A 21,396-nucleotide genomic window follows, 5' to 3' on the forward strand; every position below is an offset into this window, starting at 1 on the left:
CAAAGGCAAATTAATAAAAATCGTAACATCTTAGGCCATTTGCCCTGCCACCATTCGAACTATTTGGAAAATATTTTTCATAACCCACACCAATTTCGGATGTTCCGCCAGTGTTGCTGTAGTTGATTTTAGAGGTTGTAGCATCATGACTGATGCCTAACCTGAATTTTTCGCCGTTTGTTCTGCGGTTAAAAATATCGAAGATTACAGAAAAAACAATCGCATCATTTCCATTCGAATTGCCATCATTGCGGTACCAGATACCTGCGTTTATGCCCGCATATTTATATTGCATGCCCGCACTAAACGATTTTACGTTGCCCTGTTTGTAGGCAACAATGGATGGGATGAGGTAATTCCCATCGCGATCGTACTCATCTGGTACCAATGTTAACTTGTAGCTTAAATTGCCTGAGATGCGCATCGGCAACTTGGCCTGAAAGCCCGATAAGGATTCATCCGGACGGTTAAGATGATGTACAGCTATTCCCATCATAAATTTCCCCATCACAAGATTAGCTCCTGCATTGGAATCGAAATAATACCGACTATCTACACTTGGCCTTTCGGCGCCAGAAATACTACCAGGAATATAACCCGTGTTGATATCGATCTGATCGCCAAAAACAAGTTTATCCCAGTTTAGCTTTTGGTTGGTAATACCTCCCTGTAAGCCAAATGATAAGGCAAAATCCTCTCCACCGATGATATAGGAATAGCTTAGGGCAATATTATTCTTTACCAGGTAAGCGGTACCCTCGCTGCTGCGGTTAAAAATTAGACCAATGCCGCTGTTTAATCTCCGTAGATTGAGGTCGCCTGAAGCACTCACGTACGAAAAATCACTTGCTAAACCCGTCCATTGGTTACGGTATAAGGCATTAAGCCTAATGTCGCCCTCAAACTGACCTGTTAAAGCCGGATTTAAGTAAATCGGCGCATTGTAAAACTGCGAATAAATGTGGTCCTGCGCCAACGAAACAATCGGCAGCACCCAAAACAAAAATAATATTATCCCTCTCCTCATCATCGTATTAAATATATTACACCCGTTTTCTTTGGAGGGGATGAATCGTAAGTCATTCCTTTCCAATCACTGCCATTAATAAATTTTATATCTACTTTCCAGTAATAAATACCTTGTGGTTGTTCCTGTCCTTTATAAGTGCCGTCCCAGCCCTCCAGCGGTGCGCTGTCATCCAATTTAGTCGTTTCCCAAAGTAACTGCCCCCATTTGTTAAAAACAGACATTTGCCACTCTTTTATGCCGCGGCCTTTTGCTTTAAAGATTTTAATCTCGTTTTTCGCACTTGCGGGCATAAATGAATTGGGGATATTTAAGTAACCCGGTACACCAATAATCCGTACCGATTGGAAAGCAGTGGAAGAGCAGCCTTCTTTGTTCAGCACTTTCAGGGTTACATTATAAGTGCCTTCGTTGGCATAAGTATGGTTTGGATTTTGCAGGGCTGACCGCGACCCGTCACCAAAAGTCCATTCCCAGCTTACGGCATCGGTGCTGATATCCTTAAAGGCAAATGAATAGTTGGGAATAGATACTTCGTTGCCTGGAGTAACGGTGAATGTTGCGACTGGTGGAGCAACAACACGGATAAAATCGGTGATTTTTATAGGATTGGAGCAGCCTTGTCCATTGATTGCGGTTAAGGTGACAGAATAATTTACATCTGATCCCGTGTAGGTATGCTGTGGTTCAAACTCATTTGAAATCGGGGAGCCATCACCAAAATCCCATGCATACCCGACAGCCCCAACACTTGTATTTTTAAATTTAACAGTGAGATTGGTGCAGCCAATTGTTTTATCGGCACTGAAACTTGCTGTAGGTTGAGCAAGTACGGTTACGGTTTCTGCGGCGAAATTCTTGGAACAATCATTTTCAGCATCTAGTTTGATGGTATATCGTCCTGGTTTCATGAAAGTGTATGGAAAAACGCCTGTACTAGTGGTCGGGATCAGGATAGGGGCTTCTCCAGAATCTTCATTGGTAATGGTATAAACGAAGCGGCTTGCCCCACTGGTGTTGTTTAAAAAATTTACAGTCCAAGGTGCACAGCCTTTTTTCTCGTTTCCATTTACCACTAGGGCTGGTATAATATTATTTGGCGAAACCCTGATTACAACAGGAATTGCATTTGTCTCGCCACAGCTATTCTTAGCTGTCATATTTACGATAAAGTCCTTTACTACGAGTGTTTTGAAGGTATGATTTATTGTTCTTCTATCAGGAATGGGATCTGAGGAGATGCCATCCCCGAAATCGTAGGTGTAAGTTGTTCCGGCACTTTCAGGTCCGGTATTTATAAAGTTTACCAATAAATCAGAACATCCGGTTGTCTTATCAGGAGAAAATATAGCAACAGGTTTTGCATGTACAATAATTGTTACTGTTTTGATAATCAGCGGTCCACATGGTGTTGTAGTTTCTAAGATAACATTGTAAATTTTGTCTTTTCCTGTCGGGTCTGGCTGAAAAGTCTGTGCTGCAGGTTGTGGCAATGTTGAGAATATTCCATTGTCGAAATTCCATCTAAAAGTGGCGCCAGTAAGTGGGGTAGTGGTATTGGTAAAGGTTACACTAAGGGGGCCGCATCCTTCCGTTATACTTGCGGTAAATGATGGTGTAACTACTGGTAGTGTACTAAATGCTTCACTTTTTTCGTCTGGATTACAACCCGTGCTACTGGTAGTAATGAGTTTTATGGTTACGCTTTCGTTGCCATTCATTATGGTATAACCGGGGAATGTTGGTCCTACTCCGATTTGTACATTATTGGCAAACCAGGTGTAAATGCTATTCCTGTCGGGATATAAGGTTGCAGCAATATTGTTTGCATCTAGAATAAAAGGTGCACAGCCAACATTTTTATTATAGGTGATTTCTGCTTGAGCATGTGGATTAACCGTTATCTTAATCTGGTTGCTTAAATTGTTACTGCAAGGGCCGCTAGCTACTGATCGACGGTAATAAATGCTTACGGTTGGTGTTGGAGGTGTAAAGTTTACACTGTTTGCGCCCAATACATCACTCCAGGCTGTTCCATTTAAACTCGATTGCCATTGGTACACATAAGTTCCGTTACCACCGCTAGGTGTAGTACCCGTTAAAGCCGCTGCAGGTGCACCGATGCAGATGTTTTGATCGGCAGCAATGGTATTGTTAGTTAAGCCTTGCAACACGGTAATCTGTAACGAATTACTAATTGAAGTACAGATGGTGCTGTTCACTAATCTTCTGAAATAGGTTGAAGCACTTACAATTAGGCTTAAGTCTTTGTTGATGGCTGAAGGAATATTGCTCCAGGTATTTCCATCGGTACTGCTCTGCCATTGGTAGGCGAATGTTCCTGTTCCGCCGGTTGGTGTATCGCCTGTAATAGTGATGCTTTGGCCGGCACAAACTGGCACTGATGATGGTCCAATATTATTGGTAACAGGTGAGTAATAGGTAACCATTACATCATCTACAGATGGAGGACAGCCATTGAAACCAGAAATAGTCCACCTAAAGGTATAAGTTTGCCCTGGTACCAAACCGGTAACCGCGGAGTTGTACAGTGTAGGATCGGTTATGGTAATGCCGGCTTGTACTGATGTTAAAGCCCACACGCCGCTGTTGGGTGAAGGATTGTTGCCATTTAAGGTAATGTTGTTTCCACTACATAAGTTTTGATCTGCTCCTGCATTTGCTGCAACGGTACCCGGATTTACAGTGATTGTGGTTACGGTTGACATGGCTTCTGCACAACTACCACTTTGTACAATTGCACGGTATTGCGTGCTTATAGCGAGGTTAGAAAATGCATATGGATTTGCTGTTGAGGTAACGGTAGACCAGTTTACCCCGTTATTGATTGATCTTTCCCAACGGATAATGTTTCCAACTTGCCCTGTTAAACTGATGTTTCCGCCATTTGCACCGGCGCATACATTCACGTCGCCTGTGGTTGTGCCACCAACACTGAGCGGATTAACGATGATTTGAACATCGTCGCTGGATGTGGAGCAGTTGGTGTCGCTTATTGTCCATCTAAAGGTATAAGTATTTCCTGGCTGTAAACCAGCAATTGTTGTATTGTCCTTTGTGTCATCAGCAAAAGTTACGGCTGTTGGTGCAGTAACGATTGCCCATTTGCCAGTGCCAACTACTGGCGTATTTCCTTTTAGGGTATAAGTGCTGGCGTTGCAGATCGCCTCATCAGGGCCGGCATTTGGCAGTGTTGCGCTTGGCAAAACCGTAATTGTAATGCTGGCTGGTGTACCTGGGCAACCATTTGTAGATACAGGTGTAATGGTGTAAGTTACCGTACCTGCGGTAGTGCCAGAATTGGTTAAAATATCGTTGATCTGTGTTCCTGCCGATGCTACTGCTCTATTGCTATTTCCGGTTATTGCTCCGGTTATCACACTGGTATAAGTATAGTTTACACCTGTTAGGTTTGCTGTTAAGATTATGGCCGATGAAGTGGCATTACAGATGGTCGCATTGGCTGCAGTTGGTGTTACAATAGGGTTAGGTTTAACATTAACCGCTAAATTAAATGGCGTTCCATCGCAGCCATCAAAATGGGGAGTGATGATATAAGTTACGCTTGCGTCGGCATTAAGATCAGTATTGGTGAGGATATCGTTAATGGGGCCGCTTCCGTTGGCGGTATAGCCAGTTGCAGTTCCAGTCGCTGTCCAGGTATAGATTACACCTGCTACTGCAGAAGTTGGGGCGTATGCAACGCTATTGCCTGTACAAATGGTTTTAGCTGCTGCGCTCGTTAAACTGATATTGGGTTTTGTTTTTAGAATAATATCGTCATCAATCTGATTGCATGGGGCGGCGAGTGCGGTGGTAACCCTTAATCTTAAAGTAACCGTACCCGCTGTTTTTTCGGCTGCGGTTGGCTCGTAGATTGCATTTAAATCGTTTCTGCTGGGTGTAAATGTTCCTAATCCGCCAACCCAGGTTTGCGTAGTAGTCGCGCCGCTTATGGTTCCGCTTAAAGTAAAGCTTGGATCATTGAAGCAGATGCTTTGGTCAGTACCCGCACTAATTACGGGAGCGGTGCTGAAGGTTAGGATTTGGGTATCCTCGGCCGTTCCACAATTATTTTTATGGACAACCTTTATCGTATAAGTGTCGTAGCTATCGAATTTTATCGATGGGTATTTAGAATTGGCGGTTGTGCCGTTAGTAAAGCTGTAGGTGCCGGCTCCTGATGGTGAAACTGTCCAGGTATAACTATCGGGTAAATCTTTTGTGGTGCCTGTAATTAATGTTTGGGTTGGCCCTGTTGTGGTATTGTTAAAATCGTAAGTAGCCAGGTTACACAAGGTGATATCAGGTGATAGTGTAGTTGCCGGACTTTCATTAACCACAACAGTTTGTGGCTGACTTGTAACTACACCGCAAGATGGCGTAGTAATATTTAAGGTGATGGTGTAAGTACCTGGATTGGTGAAATTGAACTCAGGTTCTTTACTTGTTGCACTTGTGCCCCCTGTAAAACCAACCGCAGGAGAAACTGACCAAAAGTAACTGTTGGCTGCATCACAGATATTATCTAAAACTGAAAGATCAGAAGCTTTTAATGTTGTTCCCGCACAGATTGGATTTGATGGTAAACTGAATGCTGGCTTTGGCGGATACTGAATACAAATTTTGTTATTGGCTGGATCGGCATCGCAATCGGTCGAAAGATTTTTGGACGTTAATGTAACCGTATGTTCTCCATGGGTAGGAAAGCTGTATACAAAATTGTATGATTTTGGCTTATCAGATTCTATGATTACACCATCCACATACCAGTTATAAGTAATGTTATTGGGGGTACAACCTGGCGTATTGGTGGTTGGGTTTTCGCCCAAAACAGATGTGTTAACAAATGTGATATTTGCATTGGTACAGCCTGGTGTATTATAAGCGAACGAGTTTGTCGGTTTTACGACCACCTTTGCTGAAGAAGAAACTGGTGTACCCATGGTATTACAGAAAGCATTGGATACGCGGATGGAAACGTCAAAGGCGTTATAAATGGTGCCGGCGCTTGATGTAGAAACACTTCCACAAGATGATCTGTCATAAAGATGCGTTACCTTCCCGCCATTAGCAATAATTTCGCAAAGGGTGTGTGTGGTTGTCGCTTGATCACCCCACGTGATGGTGTAAATATCTCCCGGAAAATTGTTTTGAATGCCCGAGCTCGAGGAAACATCTACATTAAAAGTAAAATTAGCCGTAGGTAAACATAGTGCCGTATTTCCGGTATTGGCAAAGGCTGTTATCGCTTTATTATTTATGAGTAGATAGGCTCTGGTCGCCACCGAACCATCGGGCATTACTGCTTTGGTATAAATGGTGTAATGTGTCTGTTGAGCAGTAAAAGATTGTATTGCAGTGGGGAAATTGATTAATATTGGCCCTCCGCCGTTTACTTCGTCGGTTATGCTCGCGGTAACCGTACTATTTGCTGTAGATGCATTTGTAAGGAAGAAAGAATTATTGGCCTTACTGGTGCAAGTACCAAAAGTTTCATCATTGACCGCATTTAACAATGTTGATGTTAATTTTGCTTCAACAGCAGCTCCTGCCTTAACCTCAAAAGGGGTAGAAGGGTTACTTGCTGTGGCCGGAGTGGTAGTTTTTACCCGAACGCGATAGCCTGTGCCAGGCGTAAGGCCTGTAGGGAGTAATCCATTTATATAAGTGCTATAGAAGCCAGTGTAACTGCCAATAAGGGTTTCGGTACCAAAACTTCCATTTTGATCTGATAAATAGAGTTGAAATTGATTTCCCTGCGATATGCAGCTTGCTGGTACTTTAAAAGGAACAGCTATGGTACTGCCCGGTGTATATGGTCCTGGGTCTACTGTGCCAATGGTTACCTGCGCGAAAACATTTGACGTGAACAAAAATACCCCAAAAAAGAGGACAAAAGAAAGCCATTTCCTTTTACAACGAATCTTCATAAATCTCTAACACTAGGGAATGATTTTATTGCGTTCTGGAAGCTTCCGTTAGTTAAACTTGCTTTAATCCAATCTCAGAGATGAGTATTAGACCTAAGACGCGTCAATAAATATTCGTTTGCAAAGAACGTGATTTTAGTACTACGCTTATAAAACTTTACACCAACATCAACTAAATGAATGGGTTATAGAATGGATAAAGCTTCGTTTTCGCTGCAATAAGGCATAAAAAAACCCTCAAGGCCTTATACCTTGAGGGTGTATTTTTACACGAAATCGTTTCGTTGCAGAATGGTATTACATCATACCACCCATGCCACCGCCGCCCATTGGAGGCATTGGAGCACCACCTTCTTCAGGTTCGTCTGCTAAAACAACTTCAGTAGTTAATAACATTGCTGCAATAGACGCTGCATTTTCTAACGCTACACGGCTTACTTTAGTTGGATCGATAACACCAGCGCCAATTAAGTTTTCGTAAACATCAGTACGTGCATTGTAACCGAAATCAGCTTTGCCTTCTTTAACTTTTTGAACTACAATAGAACCTTCAATACCTGCGTTTTCGCAAATCTGACGCAATGGTTCTTCGATAGCACGACGGATAATCTGGATACCAGTGTTTTCATCTTCGTTAGCGCCTTTTAGGTTAGCTAAAGCTTCAACCGCACGGATAAAAGCAACACCACCACCAGCAACAATACCTTCTTCTACAGCCGCGCGGGTTGCATGTAAAGCATCATCAACACGGTCTTTTTTCTCTTTCATTTCAACTTCACTAGCTGCACCTACATAAAGAACGGCAACACCGCCAGCTAATTTAGCCAAACGCTCTTGTAATTTTTCTTTATCGTAATCAGATGTAGTTGTTTCGATCTGAGATTTGATTTGGCTAACACGTGATTTAATATCATCCGAGTTACCAGCGCCGTTAATTACAGTTGTATTGTCTTTATCAACAACAACTTTCTCAGCAGAACCTAAGTAAGTTAAATCAGCATTTTCTAATTTATAACCTCTTTCTTCTGATACCACAATACCACCGGTTAAAATCGCGATGTCTTCTAACATTGCTTTTCTTCTATCACCAAAACCTGGAGCTTTAACAGCAACAACTTTTAATGAACCACGGATTTTGTTAACGACCAATGTGGCTAAAGCTTCACCATCTAAATCTTCAGAAATGATAACCAATGGTTTGCCAGTTTGAACAGTTTTTTCTAAAACCGGTAACAATTCTTTCATGTTACTGATTTTTTTGTCGTAGATTAAAATGTAAGGATTTTCTAATTCAGCTTCCATTTTATCTGCATTGGTAACAAAGTATGGAGATAAATAACCCCTGTCAAATTGCATACCTTCAACTGTTTTAACTTCAGTTTCGGTACCTTTTGCTTCTTCAACAGTAATTACACCATCTTTACCAACTTTGCTCATTGCCTCAGCAATTAACGAACCGATAACTTCGTCGTTGTTAGCCGAGATAGAGGCAACTTGTTTAATTTTATTGTTATCATCACCAACCGCTTGTGATTGAGATTTTAAGTTTTCTACAACAGCAGCAACGGCTTTGTCAATACCGCGTTTTAAATCCATTGGGTTTGCACCAGCAGCAACGTTTTTAATACCTGTAGTAATAATTGCCTGAGCTAATACAGTTGCAGTAGTAGTACCATCACCAGCAATATCAGCTGTTTTTGAAGCTACTTCTTTAACCATTTGAGCACCCATGTTCTCAACAGCATCTTTCAATTCGATTTCTTTTGCAACTGTAACACCATCTTTAGTGATTGCTGGTGAACCGAATTTTTTATCGATAATTACGTTACGGCCTTTTGGACCTAAAGTTACTTTTACTGCATTTGCAAGAATATCAACACCTCTTTTCAGGGCATCACGAGCTTCTACGTTATATTTTACTTGTTTTGACATTTTTAAGAATATTTTAAAGTTTTAATGTTGGAAGGTTGAAACATTTCACTCTTCCGATTTATATAACATTACAACGTTACAACGTTGCAACATTTTAATTTTTACCCAACAACAGCGTAAATATCAGTTTCGCGCATAATTAAGTAATCTTTACCTTCATAAGGGAATTCGGTACCGCCGTATTTACCATAAATTACAACATCGCCAACTTTTACACTTGCTTTTTTACCTTCAGCATCCTCTTCAGAAACAGAAACTACAGTTCCTTTAGATGGTTTTTCTTTTGCAGTATCAGGGATATACAAACCTGATGCAGTTTTCTCTTCTGCCGCAGCCGGTTCAACTATTACTCTATTCGAACTGCCAGCAATTGGTTTAAGGTTTAACGCCATAACTTTTATTATTTTTTTATTTTGATTTGAGTTTTTAACTAAGCTTACAATTAACACTTTTTATGCCAAGAGGTTTAGAGGGACAAATTTTCACCAAACTGTCAAACTTTTCACGCTAATTGAGAATGTAGGTGTCAGCATGGCAGTAAGTTTTAATTTTTTAGTCAAAACATAATGTTTGATTCTTCCCAAGAAATGAACATCTTTTTTGCAACATAGACCCTGATCCTGAAGTTTCGGTACAGTGTGACGGATCGGACTTAACCTGTATGCTATTAGAGTTGTCAACTCTTGCTAGCTAAATTGGAACTTTCTCCGTTAAATATTTCCAATATCTTTTGGGCACATGCTGCAGATGTAGTTTGGTATTTTTCCGCGCTACAATGTTGGCGCTTTTAAAATAATCTTTCCAAAGGGTTGCATACAATGCCTCACTCTCGTCCATTAAAACTGGCGCAAGATTTTGCTTACCTGCACCGTTGCTAAAGCTGATCGTAATTTCTTCAACGCTTGTTAAATTATAATGTAAGCCATATTTGCGCTTTAAATCGTAAATTACCCAAGGCTGATCGGCATAACGGTTTTTAAAATGATTGGATATTAAAGGCAGCACATTAAAATCAGGGTCTATATTGGCATAAAATATCCCATCACCAGTTTTTTGAAAACGGATAAATGCTTCTATTCTGTGTTTTTCCCTTTCTACGCTTTTGGCATATTTGGCTAGTGCAATTACATGCGGATTGCCATAATTACTTTCTGCACCCAATTGATTTTGAAAAATGTATACGGTAAACTGAAAGAGGTGGTTGTAAGCCTCGGGTATTTCTGATAAGAAGGAGCAATAGTATTTGCGTTGCCAATCCTTTTTGAATTTCTTTTGCAGCCCTGCCCAAACCCGATCCGCTTTTTCTGCATTGGTGCTAACTGTAAAACTTTCTACAAAAGCTTCAGGCTGAAAAATTGGAGTAGATTTTAGCACAACTTTTCCTGGCTTACGTTCAAACCATTCGAAAACAGCGGTTAATAAACCTTGAAAAGTGCCATCGAAAATGTAGATCATCGGGTTGGTTAGTTTAACTGTCATTCTGAACGCAGTGAAGAATCTTCCTATGAAAAACTGAGCCGAGAATCTGTAAGGTCAAAGCCAGCGTTCTGAACAATGGAAACAGCCCAAACACTACAGATTATTCATTTTTGCTCACTGTATTATGGTATTCATGTTTGCTTCGCAGGTCTTCACTGCGTTCAGAATGACAACGCGTTTAAAACAAAATCATCTGGTTGCTATCTGTTTTTAAATATTTACTCTGGCTTTCGGCCAAAATAAAAGCCTTAATCTGTGTGCCCTGATAATCTTTCAGCTGATAAGGGCTATCCAGGCAAATAATAAAGTGTTTGGCCCGGTTATAAGCTATGCCGATTTTTTTCAACTGGTCAATCCTGAGTTTTCCGAACTTTCTGGCCTGTACAATTTTTTGGGCCGACATTACACCAATACCCGGTATCCGGAGAATCATTTTATAATCAGCCGTATTAATATCCACAGGAAAATGTTGCATATTTCTAATCGCCCAGCTTAATTTTGGATCGATATCAATATCAAGGTTTGGGTTGGCATCATTTAAAATTTCCTGCACTTTAAAGCCATAAAACCGCATTAACCAATCGGTTTGATACAACCTGTTTTCTCTCAGCAATGGTGGCTGTGTACCAAGTATTGGCATCCTCGTGTCATTGCTAATCGGCACATAGCCAGAATAATAAACCCTTTTCAGAGAGAAATTTTTGTAAAAGGTATTTGCGGTATACATAATATCTTTATCGCTTTCTGGTGTGGCACCAATAACCATCTGGGTGCTTTGTCCCGCAGGTACAAATGTTGGTACATGTTTGATCAGTTTTTTATCCGCAGTAAACTGGCTAATCTGCTGTTGCACAAAAGCCAAAGGTTTAATTACTTCCCCGTGGTTTTTCTCAGGAGCCAAAAGCTTCAAGCCAGCTTCAGTTGGCATTTCTAAATTAATGCTCATCCGATCAGCATATAAGCCAGCTTCTTTAATTAATTCGTCGCTGGCACCCGGAATGGTTTTTAAATGGATATAGCCGTTGTAGTTCTGTTCCAAACGGAGTTTTTTAACCACTAATAACAGCCGTTCCATGGTAAAATCGGCATTTTTGAAAATCCCTGAGCTTAAGAACAAGCCTTCAATATAGTTGCGCCGATAAAAATTCATGGTCAGTTCTACAACTTCATCTACGGTAAAGGCTGCACGTTTTACATCGTTGCTTTTTCGCGAAACGCAGAATAAACAATCGTAGATACAATGGTTAGTCAGGAGGATTTTTAAAAGCGAAACACATCGGCCATCTTCAGTGTAGGTATGGCAAATGCCAGATGTATGGCTATCGCCAAGGCCTTTATTGGTGTTTTTTCTCGTGCCGCCGCTTGATGAACAAGAAACATCATATTTAGCGGCGTCAGCAAGAATATTTAATTTTTCGCGGATTCGATCAAACATAAGGATATATTTACTAACAAAGATAGTTTAATAACTAAAAATATTAGCAAATAGATTTATCTAACCTATTCTATTTTGGAATAATAGTGCTGATTAAAAACTGTTCGAAGGGTTAAGCTTTCTGCTTATTGGCAGTTGATGGGCAATATTATAACTTTCCTGATAGTATTGCAGTTCAGAAAAGAAGCAATCGACCTCTATTTCGTGGTTTTTCAGTGGACTAAAGTTTGCCACGAAACCCGGGTCTTTAAATGCAATTTGATAAAAGTAACCTCCATTGTGGTTATCGAACATTTCGGTTAAGCTGGTTACATTTTCCCATCCAGAAAAAAACTCGGTTCTCCGGTATAAGAAAGAAGTGCTTTTTAATTTAAAGCTTATGCCTTTTTCACTGATTAAAATTTTACTATGTACAAAAATCTGCGTTTTGGTAATCCATAATAAAAGAAGTGCCATTAAAATAATCGATAGCGAAACAAATATCAAAGTAGACGTTTCAGAAAGCGATGAAGGTAAACTAAAAAGACAATACAACATTAAGGAAATGAAGAACACAGGAATGCCAACCATCGCGATTAACAAAACACTATTTTTATGGTATTTTAGTTTATAAGGATGCATGAGGATTAATTTTTGTAAAGTTAAGCCCTAATGCATGGTTTCGGAATACTTACTATTAGGTATTTTTAATGGCTTATTGTTGATTATTTACCATCCCATTCTTTATAAAATTGCTCCAGGTACAGGAGCATAAAATTGTGTCTTTCTATGGCTATTGCTTCCCCTGCTTCAGTATTCATCATGTTTTTCAACAACAGCAGTTTTTCGTAAAAATGGTTAATAGTAGGAGCGGTGGTATTTTTATAACTTTCTTTAGTGAGGTGTTCTTCTGGTAAAATAGCCGGATCGTAAAGTACCCTGTTTTTGAATCCACCATAGGTAAATGCTCTTGCAATACCAATGGCCCCGATTGCATCTAAGCGATCTGCATCCTGTACAATTTGCATTTCTTTTGAGGTAAAACCTGTGCCATCAAAACTATTTTTAAACGACATGTTCTGGATAATCAGTTTAACATGGGCAATAACCTTAGCATCAACAGCAATTGATGCTAAAAATGAAGCAGCCATGTTCGGCCCCAGTTCTTCATCACCATTATTAAATTTAGGATCAGCAATATCATGCAACAATGCGGCAAAGGCTACCACAAGTTCATCGCCATTTTCTTGTTGATTAATGGTTTGAGCGGTTTTAAAAACACGTTCAATATGAAACCAATCGTGCCCCGCCTCGGCATTGGCTAGTGTTTTCTGAACAAAATCAATAGTTTTTTGAATAATAGCCTGCATAGTTCTAAATTTGTTCCAAAGGTATTGGAATTATTTGCAGGGTAAAAGAAATGATATCAACAGCGCCTCGGTATTAACTCGCCGCTGCTGTCCTGTTCTCATCATCAGCAATAATTTTAATTAAATCATTGTGGTTAAGGGTTAATAAATGAGATACTTCAACCTCTAAAATTGCTGCAATTTGGAACAAACGATCGATAGTTAATTTACTATAACCGAGCTCAATTTTGCTATAAGCATTTTGAGATATTTTTAATTTCGCCGCCAGATAATCCTGAGTATAGTCTCTGTATTCTCTAATTTTTCTGATATTCCCGGCAACGTTCTTTGTCTTTAAAGCCAATACATCTTCCATAAAAAGGGGATAAATTTTTTAGTGTTTTTTCATTATGTACGAAGCTTTAACCGCAACAGTTTTTAAATTATAAATTTTAACACTATTGGGAATACGCGAAACGGATTAATGAACTAATTATTACAACAAAAAAATAACCTAAATGTTTAAGTGTTCTGTTTTTGATTGATAATCAGATTTTTGTGGTGGTTGTTGTGCCTTAGATAGAAGGAGTGATAAGGTATATTTAGAATATTATTGCATTATGCAGCTCAAATCAACAAGAGAAAAGGTGGGAGGTAAGAAAACGTAGAAAAATTAAATATTAAGGGTTAATATAGCCCCCAGTCATCTTCAAATTCGTCTTTTTCGAAATATTTAACCCATTCGATAAAGAGTAGACGAAATTTTTCAATTTCGTCTAGAACTATGTCTTTATATTCTGGAGTGCAGATTTCGAACATATCTGCTGCCCTCACCTGGGTTTCTAATTCACGGCAATTGGTTCGGATAATTGAGGCATTTTCCATTCTTAAAATATACATATCTGCACCTTCTGCCCCAACAATTTTAGGACATAACATGAGGGCATTCTGCATAATTAAGTTAGTGGTCAATTCAGCCATCTCTCCTTCCAGTGTTTCGCAGAACAAGGCAGCATATTTATATACGGCTCTTGCCTGGTTGTAAAGGCTTTTAGCCCTGGTCACTTTTAATCTGACTTTTTCTGCATCAACACTTGATAGATTTTCTTCATCCTCATCATCTCGGCCAAATCGACTAAAATGCTCCCATTCGGGCATATGGTCCATGTCATCAAATTCCATATTCTTCAAAATTTTCTACGTTATGGTACGTAAGAGAGGGTAATATATTAATTTTCAATGAAAAAGACTAGGCCTCAATTAACGGTGCTCGGCGAGAGCCGTCATATAATTCATATTCTAGTAAACGACAGTCTAACTTACCATTATAAAATTCAACTTTTTTAGCTGCTTTTAATCCAATTTTCTTTGCAAGATCGGGATTTCCAGTGAAAATATATCCAGAATAGCCCTTGCATTTTGTTTTCATGAAATCGCCCATACGTTTATAAGTCAATTCTAACTTGCTATGCACCCCTAAACGCTCACCATACTCAGGGTTAAAAACAACAACACCTTTGCCATCTTCAGGAACCGGTGTTAACTCAAAATCGCAAACTTCGAATTCGATTAAGGTATCAACACCAGCAGTTTTAGCATTTCTACGGGTTACTTCAACTGCATCTTCCGAAAGATCGGAAGCTACGATTTTAAGGTCAACATTTTTAATTACCTGATCTTTTAAAATTCTACGCTCAGCGAAAAAATCTTCTTCGTTATAACCTAAAATGTGCATAAAACCATAATTCATCCGGTATAATCCAGGGGCACGGTTGGTTGCAATCAGCGCCGCTTCGATAGCCAATGTTCCTGAACCGCACATTGGGTTAATAAATGGCGATTTCTTATCCCAGTTGCTTGCTAAAATAACCCCCGCGGCCAAAGCTTCTAACATGGGGGCCTTACCAGGTATTTTACGGTAACCGTGTTTGGCAAGGGTTTCGCCTGAAGTATCCATAAAAACATCGGCATCTGCATCTTTCCAGTATAAATGCACTACTGTTTTATTTGCATCAGATCCAGAGTTAGGGCGGATGCCTTTTTTCTCTTTCATGCGGTCTACTATTGCATCCTTTACTTTTAAGTTTGCGAATAATGGCGTGGTAATATTTGGGTTATCAACATTTGAGGTTACCGAGAAATAACCCGAAAAATCAATCAGTTCTTCCCACTCAATGGCTGCAATTTCATTGTATAAATCATCGGGTGTAATGGCCTTGAAACTTTTTATGGCATATAGAATCTGACTGGCACAGCGCAAGTTCAAATTTAGCTTTATACACTCTGTAAGGGTGATATTGAGCTCAACACCCGTAGCGAAAGATCTTTCTATGGTGTAACCTAAAGCCGTAACTTCATCTTGTAAATAGGGCGAAAGGCGCTTGTTGCAGGTAATAATTACCTTGCTTTTATTGTGGAAAACTTGCATCATAATATATGCGAAGTTATCAATAAAATTATAGAGATTTGATGTTTATAGTACATTAAGTAGTATTAGATATGGAAATTAAAGGAAAAGTACACGAAGTAGGTGCCACACAACAAGTAAGTGAGACGTTTAAAAAACGTGATTTAATAGTAGAATACGCAGAAAACCCAACATACCCAGAATATATCCGTTTTGAGGCTTTACAAGATAAAACTGCATTATTAGATACATTTAAAGCAGGCGATGAGGTTGAGGTTTTCTTTAATTTACGTGGTCGCCCTTGGACAGATAAAGCAGGTAAAACATCATATTTTAACAGTTTGGTTATTTGGCGTATAAATGCAGTTGCAGCAGGTGCTCCGGCAGCTACTCCAGCTTATGCAGCTCCGGTTGATGTAAGCAATGCACCAGGTGAAGATGATGATTTGCCTTTCTAAATAAAGAATCTTTTTTAAGCAAACAATTTTGAACCATGCCGAGGCTTTAGTCTCGGCATTTTTTTTGCCCGCGCCAGACTTCCGAAGTTTACCAGGCCCTTGCTACAGAAAACTTTGGGAGTCTTTCCAGCGCTTCCCGCTGTTAAAATATGTTAAAAACAAACACTTCACTTAGCTAATCAGTATTTTTGATATCTGTTTAGATTTAAGAAGATTATGCTCCGGTTTTTTTAATTTTAAAACCAATCTAGTTCATGAAGAAAAAGAGTTTTTGGTTAATTACCGTTTTGATGACAGTAGCTTTGCTTGGTGTTTTTGTAATGCAGCTGTATTACATCAGGGAATCGTACAAACTAAAATCTCAGCTTTTTGATGAGCAGGTAAACCAAACGCTAACATCGGTAGTAAATAAACTACAGCGTAGAAATGTTGCCGATCACTTAAACAGGAAAGATGCTGAAAATAAACTGAAGCAGTTACAAGACTCCAGGCAACGGGCATTAGATATTAAGGATTTACGGCAACAATATGTACAAGAAGCAGAGCTGCGGCAAGCCGAGAGAGAAAATCAGATCGAAAGTTACCTGAACCAACAGGATAGTATTATCCGAGTATCTTATCGCGCACCCAATGTAATTTCTGAAAGGGAATATACTTCGTTGAGTTCGAAAAATGGCGACAAGCTGGATTTACAGATGGATGCATTTATCGATATTAAGAGTCTTATTTTAAAAGGTTATAGCATGCGCACAAAACCTTTTACCGCGCCACCAAAAGCATTTGAATTTAAAAGTCTGCAGAGTTTGCCCGATACATTAAGATATTTGGTTTTTGATCCCCGGGATGGTAGTCCTGGTTTTGCAAATGTTCCAAAGATTCCTAACGATTTACAGAAAAAATTTGAACGTGAAGACGAGATTGAGCGGAAAAAATTAGAGCTTAAAATTGCAGCATTGGGCAAAGACACTTTTTCATATACCCGATCGAGTGTAGTTGAGGATGTATCTAAAGAACTTCAGGAAGCCAATGTGCCAATCTATAAACGCATTAATTTTAATTCGTTAGGCGTTTTATTAAAACAAGAACTCCTTGCCAATAATATTACACTAGAACCATCCTACCGGATTTCATTAGCGAGAAAAGATTCGACTATTTTTATGACGGCATCTAACGTTAAAGGAGAGTTTTTGCCTGAAAATACCTATAAAACACCTTTGTTTGGAAACGATATCTTTCGCGATCCCGGGATGCTTTTCGTCAGTTTTCCCAACAAAAATTCGGCTATTATTTCTAACCTAAGCGCAACGCTCGCCTCATCCATCGGCCTGTTACTGGTACTTGTTTTTATTTTCTCATATACCCTTTATGCTATTTTAAAGCAGAAAAAACTGTCGGAGATGAAAACAGATTTCATCAATAACATGACGCATGAGTTTAAAACGCCTGTGGCTACTATTATGATTGCCAGCGAGGCTTTGAAAGATCCGGAGGTGACAGAAGATAAGGCCAGATTAAAACGCCTGGCAGGGATTATTTATGATGAAAATGTTCGTTTAGGTAATCATATCGAACGTGTTTTAAGTATTGCCCGCTTAGAAAAAGGTGAGCTTAAAATGGAGAACACCGAAGTAGATGTGAACGATTTGATTGTGATTGTGCTGGATAGCATGGAATTGCAATTACAGAAAAGGAATGCCATTATCAAAGTACATACCGATGCGGAAAATGCCGTTGTATATGGCGATGAGCTGCATCTGTCTAACGTAATTTATAACCTTATTGATAATGCAAATAAATACAGTAGCGATACGCCAGAGATTACCATTACTACCCGCAATACAGGTAAAAATTTAATTATTGAAATAGCGGATAAAGGCATTGGAATGACCAAGGAGCAGTCTAAACGGATTTTCGACCAGTTTTATAGGGTGCCAACAGGTAATTTACACGATGTTAAAGGGTTTGGCTTAGGTTTAAATTATGTTCAGGATATTATTAAAAAATTGACTGGAACCATTAAGGTAAGTAGCGAAAAAGATAGAGGAACCACGTTCGAAATATCTTTACCTTTATAAACAGTTAAACATCGGTACAAAAGTTTGCTTTATCGATACATTAAATAGAGGGGGTTTAATTTAGTTAATATAGTGGAGTATTAATCTAATCTATAGCATAAATTAAACCGTTGTGCATATTCAGAATCAAACCTTCAGCGTGGGTAATAACACGTATGTGAATAAAAACAAGAAAATGAAAAAAATACTTCTGGTAGAAGACGACCCAAATTTAGGTTTATTGTTACAAGACTATTTGCAGCTTAAAGGCAAGTTTGATGTAGTATTATGCACCGATGGTGAGGATGGATTGAGAACGTTTAATAAGCAGAACTTCGATTTATGTATTCTGGATGTGATGATGCCTAAAAAAGATGGTTTTACCTTAGGTAAAGACATTAGGAAGGTAAACACACAGGTGCCCATTATTTTTGCAACGGCTAAAACCATGCTGGAAGATAAATCTGCTGCTTATGATTTAGGTGGTGATGATTATATTACCAAACCTTTCCGTATAGAAGAACTTTTGCTCCGGATTAATGCGATGTTTAAGCGTGTGGCCAATAAAACAGATAATAACGACGAGGCTGCCGAAACACAGTTTTCTATCGGTCAATATCATTTCGATTATACAACCCAGATTATTACCGATAACGACCATCAGCAAAAACTTTCTACCAAAGAAGCTGAGCTGTTGCGTTTATTGTGTTTGAAAAAGAATACCGTTTTAACCCGTGAAGAGGCATTGTTAAGTATCTGGCATGATGATAATTACTTTAACGGAAGGAGTATGGATGTGTTTTTGAGTAAGTTGCGTAAGTATCTCAGGGCCGATCCGACAGTAGAAATTATTAACGTGCACGGAAAAGGTTATAAGTTGCTGGTAAGTTAGGCTATTGAAATGTTTTAGTTTTATAACAGCGGTCGTCCTCCCGAACTTGTTTAGGTAGCTACTTTAAAAAGACACTATCTATGAGAGTCCACTTGCCCCAAAAGCCGACAATATGATCAAAGGTAAAAATATCATCATTGACTGGACGAGTCTCGTAAATCTATTGCATGAACAGTTAGAATAAATTAAATAAAAATGGGATGATCTTTCGACCATCCCCAACAAAACTAAAAAGTTATTCCACACCTGGATCAACTAATTGTATAATTTTTGGTTCTTGAAAATTTGGATGTGCAATGTAATAATGGATCACACCTTGACTATCTTTAACTGCTGCTAGTTTAAATGTCACCAGCTGAGGAGTAAATGAACAATTTCCTAATCCATAAAACAGCACCCTTGTAATCTTTACTTTTTGTATGCTCCCATCAAAAAAACGTTCACCTAAATCTACTGAAGCTGAATTATCAATTGGAAGGTTCCAGTCATTCGTCTGCTGAAATTGGCTTCCGAATGCAGTAAATGTGTCGCCAGCATTATCCTTACCTGTCATACTATAATTTGTCCAAGTGCTGGTGAGCTTATTGATAACTGGCGGATTACATGACCGTTTCGTATAACCAAACATTCTAGTCGGGCCCTCCCAGCTTTCTCCTGTTACCAAATTCCCTATTTCCCCAGTTGGAGATTCCGGAGTTCCTGTAATAACAGCAACAGCTGTTCCGTATGCATAACCGGCTCTTAGATGGATGTTACTCATATAAAACGTTTGACCATCCCATGGAATTAAAGTCTTCCATTGAGTACCATCTCCATATGGAAATAATTCGCTTTTAGCATAGGATTCCCAGTTAGGAACATTGGCTGATAAATTCGGTTTGCCGGAAAATGTTTCTAATTCTTTTTCTGGTTCAACGATTTCTTCTTTTTTACACCCTTGAAAGGTGATACTGCCGGCTAAGATAAATCCTAGCATAAATTTTAAATGTGTTTTCATAGGTTGTAGTGGCTAATAATTTATACCTACAAGGTATGTAATATTTGATTACATAGCTATAAAAAATCATATCTTAAAAATCTACTTTAACAGACATGTAACCGTATAGAGAATTTTCAAAGTACTGATTTCTAAGTAAACGGTTTACTAAAAACCCCAAGTAATCCAATAGACTTAACCACCGACCTAATACGTGCAAATTTGGGTTCAATTCGCATAGGTGACATAAGGACAAGCGTAAGGAGGAGTGACCACCAAAACACATTTTATGAAGTTTAAAAAGAAAAATTGCATTACGATTGAAAGCGATAAACCAGAAGTAAATCTGTCTAAACAAGAATCGAAACTATTGTTGAATCGCTCCATTGTATAATCACAAAAGCCAAGCAAAGAAAATCACAGCCGACTAAAAAATAAATTTAGGGATAAAATTTCAAAAGGGCAGAAAAAACTCAATTTGTAAGGTTCATTCAAAAATACTATGCTGGTTTGTGGCAAAGTCACAAAAAATTTGTTCAGAGCTAGAAAACTCCCCACAATGACGGCTCCTCTATAAATACAGGTTTTCTTGAATTGCCGGAATGATATTCCTTTCCTGCGCAAGCTTAAACAAAGTATCAACCGCTTTACGGCCCTCTTCACCAAGGTTTATGCTATATTTATTCACATATAATTCGATGTGTTTGTACATCACACTTTCTTGCATGGCCTGGGCATGCTGGCGGATAAAATCGATTCCCGATTTTGGATGTGCAAAGGCAAATTCTACCGACTGGCGGATTAAACGGTTCACTTTTAACTGTACCTCGCGATCTAAATTACGGTTAATTACGATGCCGCCCAATGGGATGGCACAACCCGTTAGTTTTTCCCAATAATCGCCTAAATCAACAATCTTGGTTAAACCTTTATCCTGATAGGTAAACCTGTTTTCGTGAATAATCAGTCCTAAATCAATCTGGTCGTTAAGCAAGGCTGACTCAATTTCTGAAAAAACAAGTTCCTGCTTGTTTTGTAAATAAGGATAAGCAATTCCCAGCAAGAAATTAGCGGTGGTGTATTTTCCCGGTATTCCAACCCTTAGTTTGGAGTCTGGCGTTTGCAGTTCAGCGTCATTTTCTCCAGCGAAACGATTCTTACTGATTAATAACGGCCCAACACCAAAACCCAGGGCACTCCCCGCATCCAGTAAGGCATACTGGTTGGCTACATAAGCAAAGGCATGAAAACTTAACTTGGTAATATCTAATTCGCCCCTAAGCGCCTTTTGGTTTAAAGTTTCTACATCATCATACGAAACTTCAAATTCTAGCTCTTCTGTATCAATTTTATGGTGAATTAGCGCATCGAAAATAAAGGTGTCGTTAGGGCAGGGAGAAAATCCAAGTGTAAGTTTCATCTATTTATTTTTTTGTTTTCAGTTGTTAGATGGA

Annotated in this window: 16 protein-coding genes; 3 read left to right on the forward strand and 13 right to left on the reverse strand. The window is 39.1% G+C overall.

Going from position 1 to position 21,396, the window contains the following annotated elements; translation table 11 throughout:
• Positions 1-10: 10 nt before the first annotated feature.
• The 11 genes from EYS08_RS13885 to EYS08_RS13935 all read right to left on the reverse strand — a co-directional run bounded on the left by EYS08_RS13885 (position 11) and on the right by EYS08_RS13935 (position 15,583).
• Complete coding sequence (locus EYS08_RS13885) at positions 11-1,030, reverse strand: PorP/SprF family type IX secretion system membrane protein (protein ID WP_244215953.1); 1,020 nt, start codon at positions 1,028-1,030, stop codon at positions 11-13.
• Positions 1,027-6,924, reverse strand: a complete 5,898-nt coding sequence (locus EYS08_RS13890; RefSeq protein ID WP_165456457.1) for a PKD domain-containing protein — start codon at positions 6,922-6,924, stop codon at positions 1,027-1,029. The genes EYS08_RS13885 and EYS08_RS13890 overlap by 4 nt, the downstream gene beginning before the upstream one ends.
• Positions 6,925-7,278: 354 nt before the next feature.
• Positions 7,279-8,913 (reverse strand): chaperonin GroEL, encoded by a 1,635-nt coding sequence (groL, locus tag EYS08_RS13895; RefSeq protein WP_057933220.1) that lies wholly within the window; start codon positions 8,911-8,913, stop codon positions 7,279-7,281.
• Between the two features lie 101 nt (positions 8,914-9,014).
• On the reverse strand, positions 9,015-9,305 hold the full coding sequence (locus tag EYS08_RS13900) for a co-chaperone GroES (RefSeq protein WP_010599229.1): 291 nt from the start codon (positions 9,303-9,305) through the stop codon (positions 9,015-9,017).
• 298 nt (positions 9,306-9,603) lie between these two features.
• Positions 9,604-10,392 carry a TIGR03915 family putative DNA repair protein gene (locus EYS08_RS13905; protein WP_244215954.1) on the reverse strand — a complete coding sequence of 263 codons (789 nt, stop codon included), beginning with the start codon at positions 10,390-10,392 and terminating at the stop codon, positions 9,604-9,606.
• A gap of 178 nt (positions 10,393-10,570) precedes the next feature.
• Positions 10,571-11,827, reverse strand: a complete 1,257-nt coding sequence (locus tag EYS08_RS13910; protein WP_131030611.1) for a putative DNA modification/repair radical SAM protein — start codon at positions 11,825-11,827, stop codon at positions 10,571-10,573.
• Between the two features lie 93 nt (positions 11,828-11,920).
• The gene (locus EYS08_RS13915; protein ID WP_131030612.1) at positions 11,921-12,448 is read right to left on the reverse strand and encodes a hypothetical protein; all 528 of its coding nucleotides are present in this window, start codon (positions 12,446-12,448) and stop codon (positions 11,921-11,923) included.
• An 83-nt stretch (positions 12,449-12,531) separates the two neighbouring features.
• Entirely contained in the window at positions 12,532-13,176 is a 645-nt protein-coding gene (locus tag EYS08_RS13920; RefSeq protein ID WP_131030613.1) for an HD domain-containing protein, read from the reverse strand.
• A 73-nt stretch (positions 13,177-13,249) separates the two neighbouring features.
• On the reverse strand, positions 13,250-13,531 hold the full coding sequence (locus tag EYS08_RS13925) for a helix-turn-helix domain-containing protein (RefSeq protein WP_029274217.1): 282 nt from the start codon (positions 13,529-13,531) through the stop codon (positions 13,250-13,252).
• Positions 13,532-13,842: 311 nt separating this feature from the next.
• A complete protein-coding gene (locus tag EYS08_RS13930) occupies positions 13,843-14,337 on the reverse strand; it encodes a hypothetical protein (protein WP_131030614.1) in 495 nt (164 codons plus the stop codon).
• A gap of 67 nt (positions 14,338-14,404) precedes the next feature.
• Positions 14,405-15,583, reverse strand: coding sequence for a THUMP domain-containing class I SAM-dependent RNA methyltransferase (locus EYS08_RS13935; RefSeq protein ID WP_131030645.1), 1,179 nt, complete (start codon positions 15,581-15,583; stop codon positions 14,405-14,407).
• A gap of 71 nt (positions 15,584-15,654) precedes the next feature.
• On the opposite strand from EYS08_RS13935, the gene EYS08_RS13940 reads away from it, so the two are divergent.
• The 3 genes from EYS08_RS13940 (at position 15,655) to EYS08_RS13950 (ending at position 18,966) form a co-directional block, all read left to right on the forward strand.
• A complete protein-coding gene (locus EYS08_RS13940; protein ID WP_057933226.1) occupies positions 15,655-16,020 on the forward strand; it encodes a DUF3127 domain-containing protein in 366 nt (121 codons plus the stop codon).
• Positions 16,021-16,274: 254 nt separating this feature from the next.
• A complete protein-coding gene (locus EYS08_RS13945) occupies positions 16,275-18,095 on the forward strand; it encodes a sensor histidine kinase (RefSeq protein WP_131030615.1) in 1,821 nt (606 codons plus the stop codon).
• A 175-nt stretch (positions 18,096-18,270) separates the two neighbouring features.
• On the forward strand, positions 18,271-18,966 hold the full coding sequence (locus EYS08_RS13950; RefSeq protein WP_029274212.1) for a response regulator transcription factor: 696 nt from the start codon (positions 18,271-18,273) through the stop codon (positions 18,964-18,966).
• 235 nt (positions 18,967-19,201) lie between these two features.
• Here EYS08_RS13950 and EYS08_RS13955 read toward each other — a convergent pair whose 3' ends face one another.
• Both EYS08_RS13955 and EYS08_RS13960 read right to left on the reverse strand, forming a co-directional pair.
• Positions 19,202-19,963 carry a hypothetical protein gene (locus tag EYS08_RS13955; RefSeq protein WP_131030616.1) on the reverse strand — a complete coding sequence of 254 codons (762 nt, stop codon included), beginning with the start codon at positions 19,961-19,963 and terminating at the stop codon, positions 19,202-19,204.
• Positions 19,964-20,513: 550 nt separating this feature from the next.
• Positions 20,514-21,362, reverse strand: a complete 849-nt coding sequence (locus tag EYS08_RS13960; RefSeq protein WP_131030617.1) for a menaquinone biosynthesis family protein — start codon at positions 21,360-21,362, stop codon at positions 20,514-20,516.
• Positions 21,363-21,396 lie beyond the last annotated feature (34 nt).

The organism is Pedobacter kyonggii, from assembly GCF_004310665.1.
GTDB lineage: Bacteria > Bacteroidota > Bacteroidia > Sphingobacteriales > Sphingobacteriaceae > Pedobacter > Pedobacter kyonggii.

Coding starts and splice junctions, on each gene's coding strand:
- EYS08_RS13885 (WP_244215953.1), bottom strand. CDS start 1,030: ATGATGAGGAGAGGGATAATATTATTTTTGTTTTGGGTGCTGCCGATT.
- groL (WP_057933220.1), bottom strand. CDS start 8,913: ATGTCAAAACAAGTAAAATATAACGTAGAAGCTCGTGATGCCCTGAAA.
- EYS08_RS13900 (WP_010599229.1), bottom strand. CDS start 9,305: ATGGCGTTAAACCTTAAACCAATTGCTGGCAGTTCGAATAGAGTAATA.
- EYS08_RS13905 (WP_244215954.1), bottom strand. CDS start 10,392: ATGACAGTTAAACTAACCAACCCGATGATCTACATTTTCGATGGCACT.
- EYS08_RS13910 (WP_131030611.1), bottom strand. CDS start 11,827: ATGTTTGATCGAATCCGCGAAAAATTAAATATTCTTGCTGACGCCGCT.
- EYS08_RS13915 (WP_131030612.1), bottom strand. CDS start 12,448: ATGCATCCTTATAAACTAAAATACCATAAAAATAGTGTTTTGTTAATC.
- EYS08_RS13920 (WP_131030613.1), bottom strand. CDS start 13,176: ATGCAGGCTATTATTCAAAAAACTATTGATTTTGTTCAGAAAACACTA.
- EYS08_RS13925 (WP_029274217.1), bottom strand. CDS start 13,531: ATGGAAGATGTATTGGCTTTAAAGACAAAGAACGTTGCCGGGAATATC.
- EYS08_RS13930 (WP_131030614.1), bottom strand. CDS start 14,337: ATGGAATTTGATGACATGGACCATATGCCCGAATGGGAGCATTTTAGT.
- EYS08_RS13935 (WP_131030645.1), bottom strand. CDS start 15,583: ATGCAAGTTTTCCACAATAAAAGCAAGGTAATTATTACCTGCAACAAG.
- EYS08_RS13940 (WP_057933226.1), top strand. CDS start 15,655: ATGGAAATTAAAGGAAAAGTACACGAAGTAGGTGCCACACAACAAGTA.
- EYS08_RS13945 (WP_131030615.1), top strand. CDS start 16,275: ATGAAGAAAAAGAGTTTTTGGTTAATTACCGTTTTGATGACAGTAGCT.
- EYS08_RS13950 (WP_029274212.1), top strand. CDS start 18,271: ATGAAAAAAATACTTCTGGTAGAAGACGACCCAAATTTAGGTTTATTG.
- EYS08_RS13955 (WP_131030616.1), bottom strand. CDS start 19,963: ATGAAAACACATTTAAAATTTATGCTAGGATTTATCTTAGCCGGCAGT.
- EYS08_RS13960 (WP_131030617.1), bottom strand. CDS start 21,362: ATGAAACTTACACTTGGATTTTCTCCCTGCCCTAACGACACCTTTATT.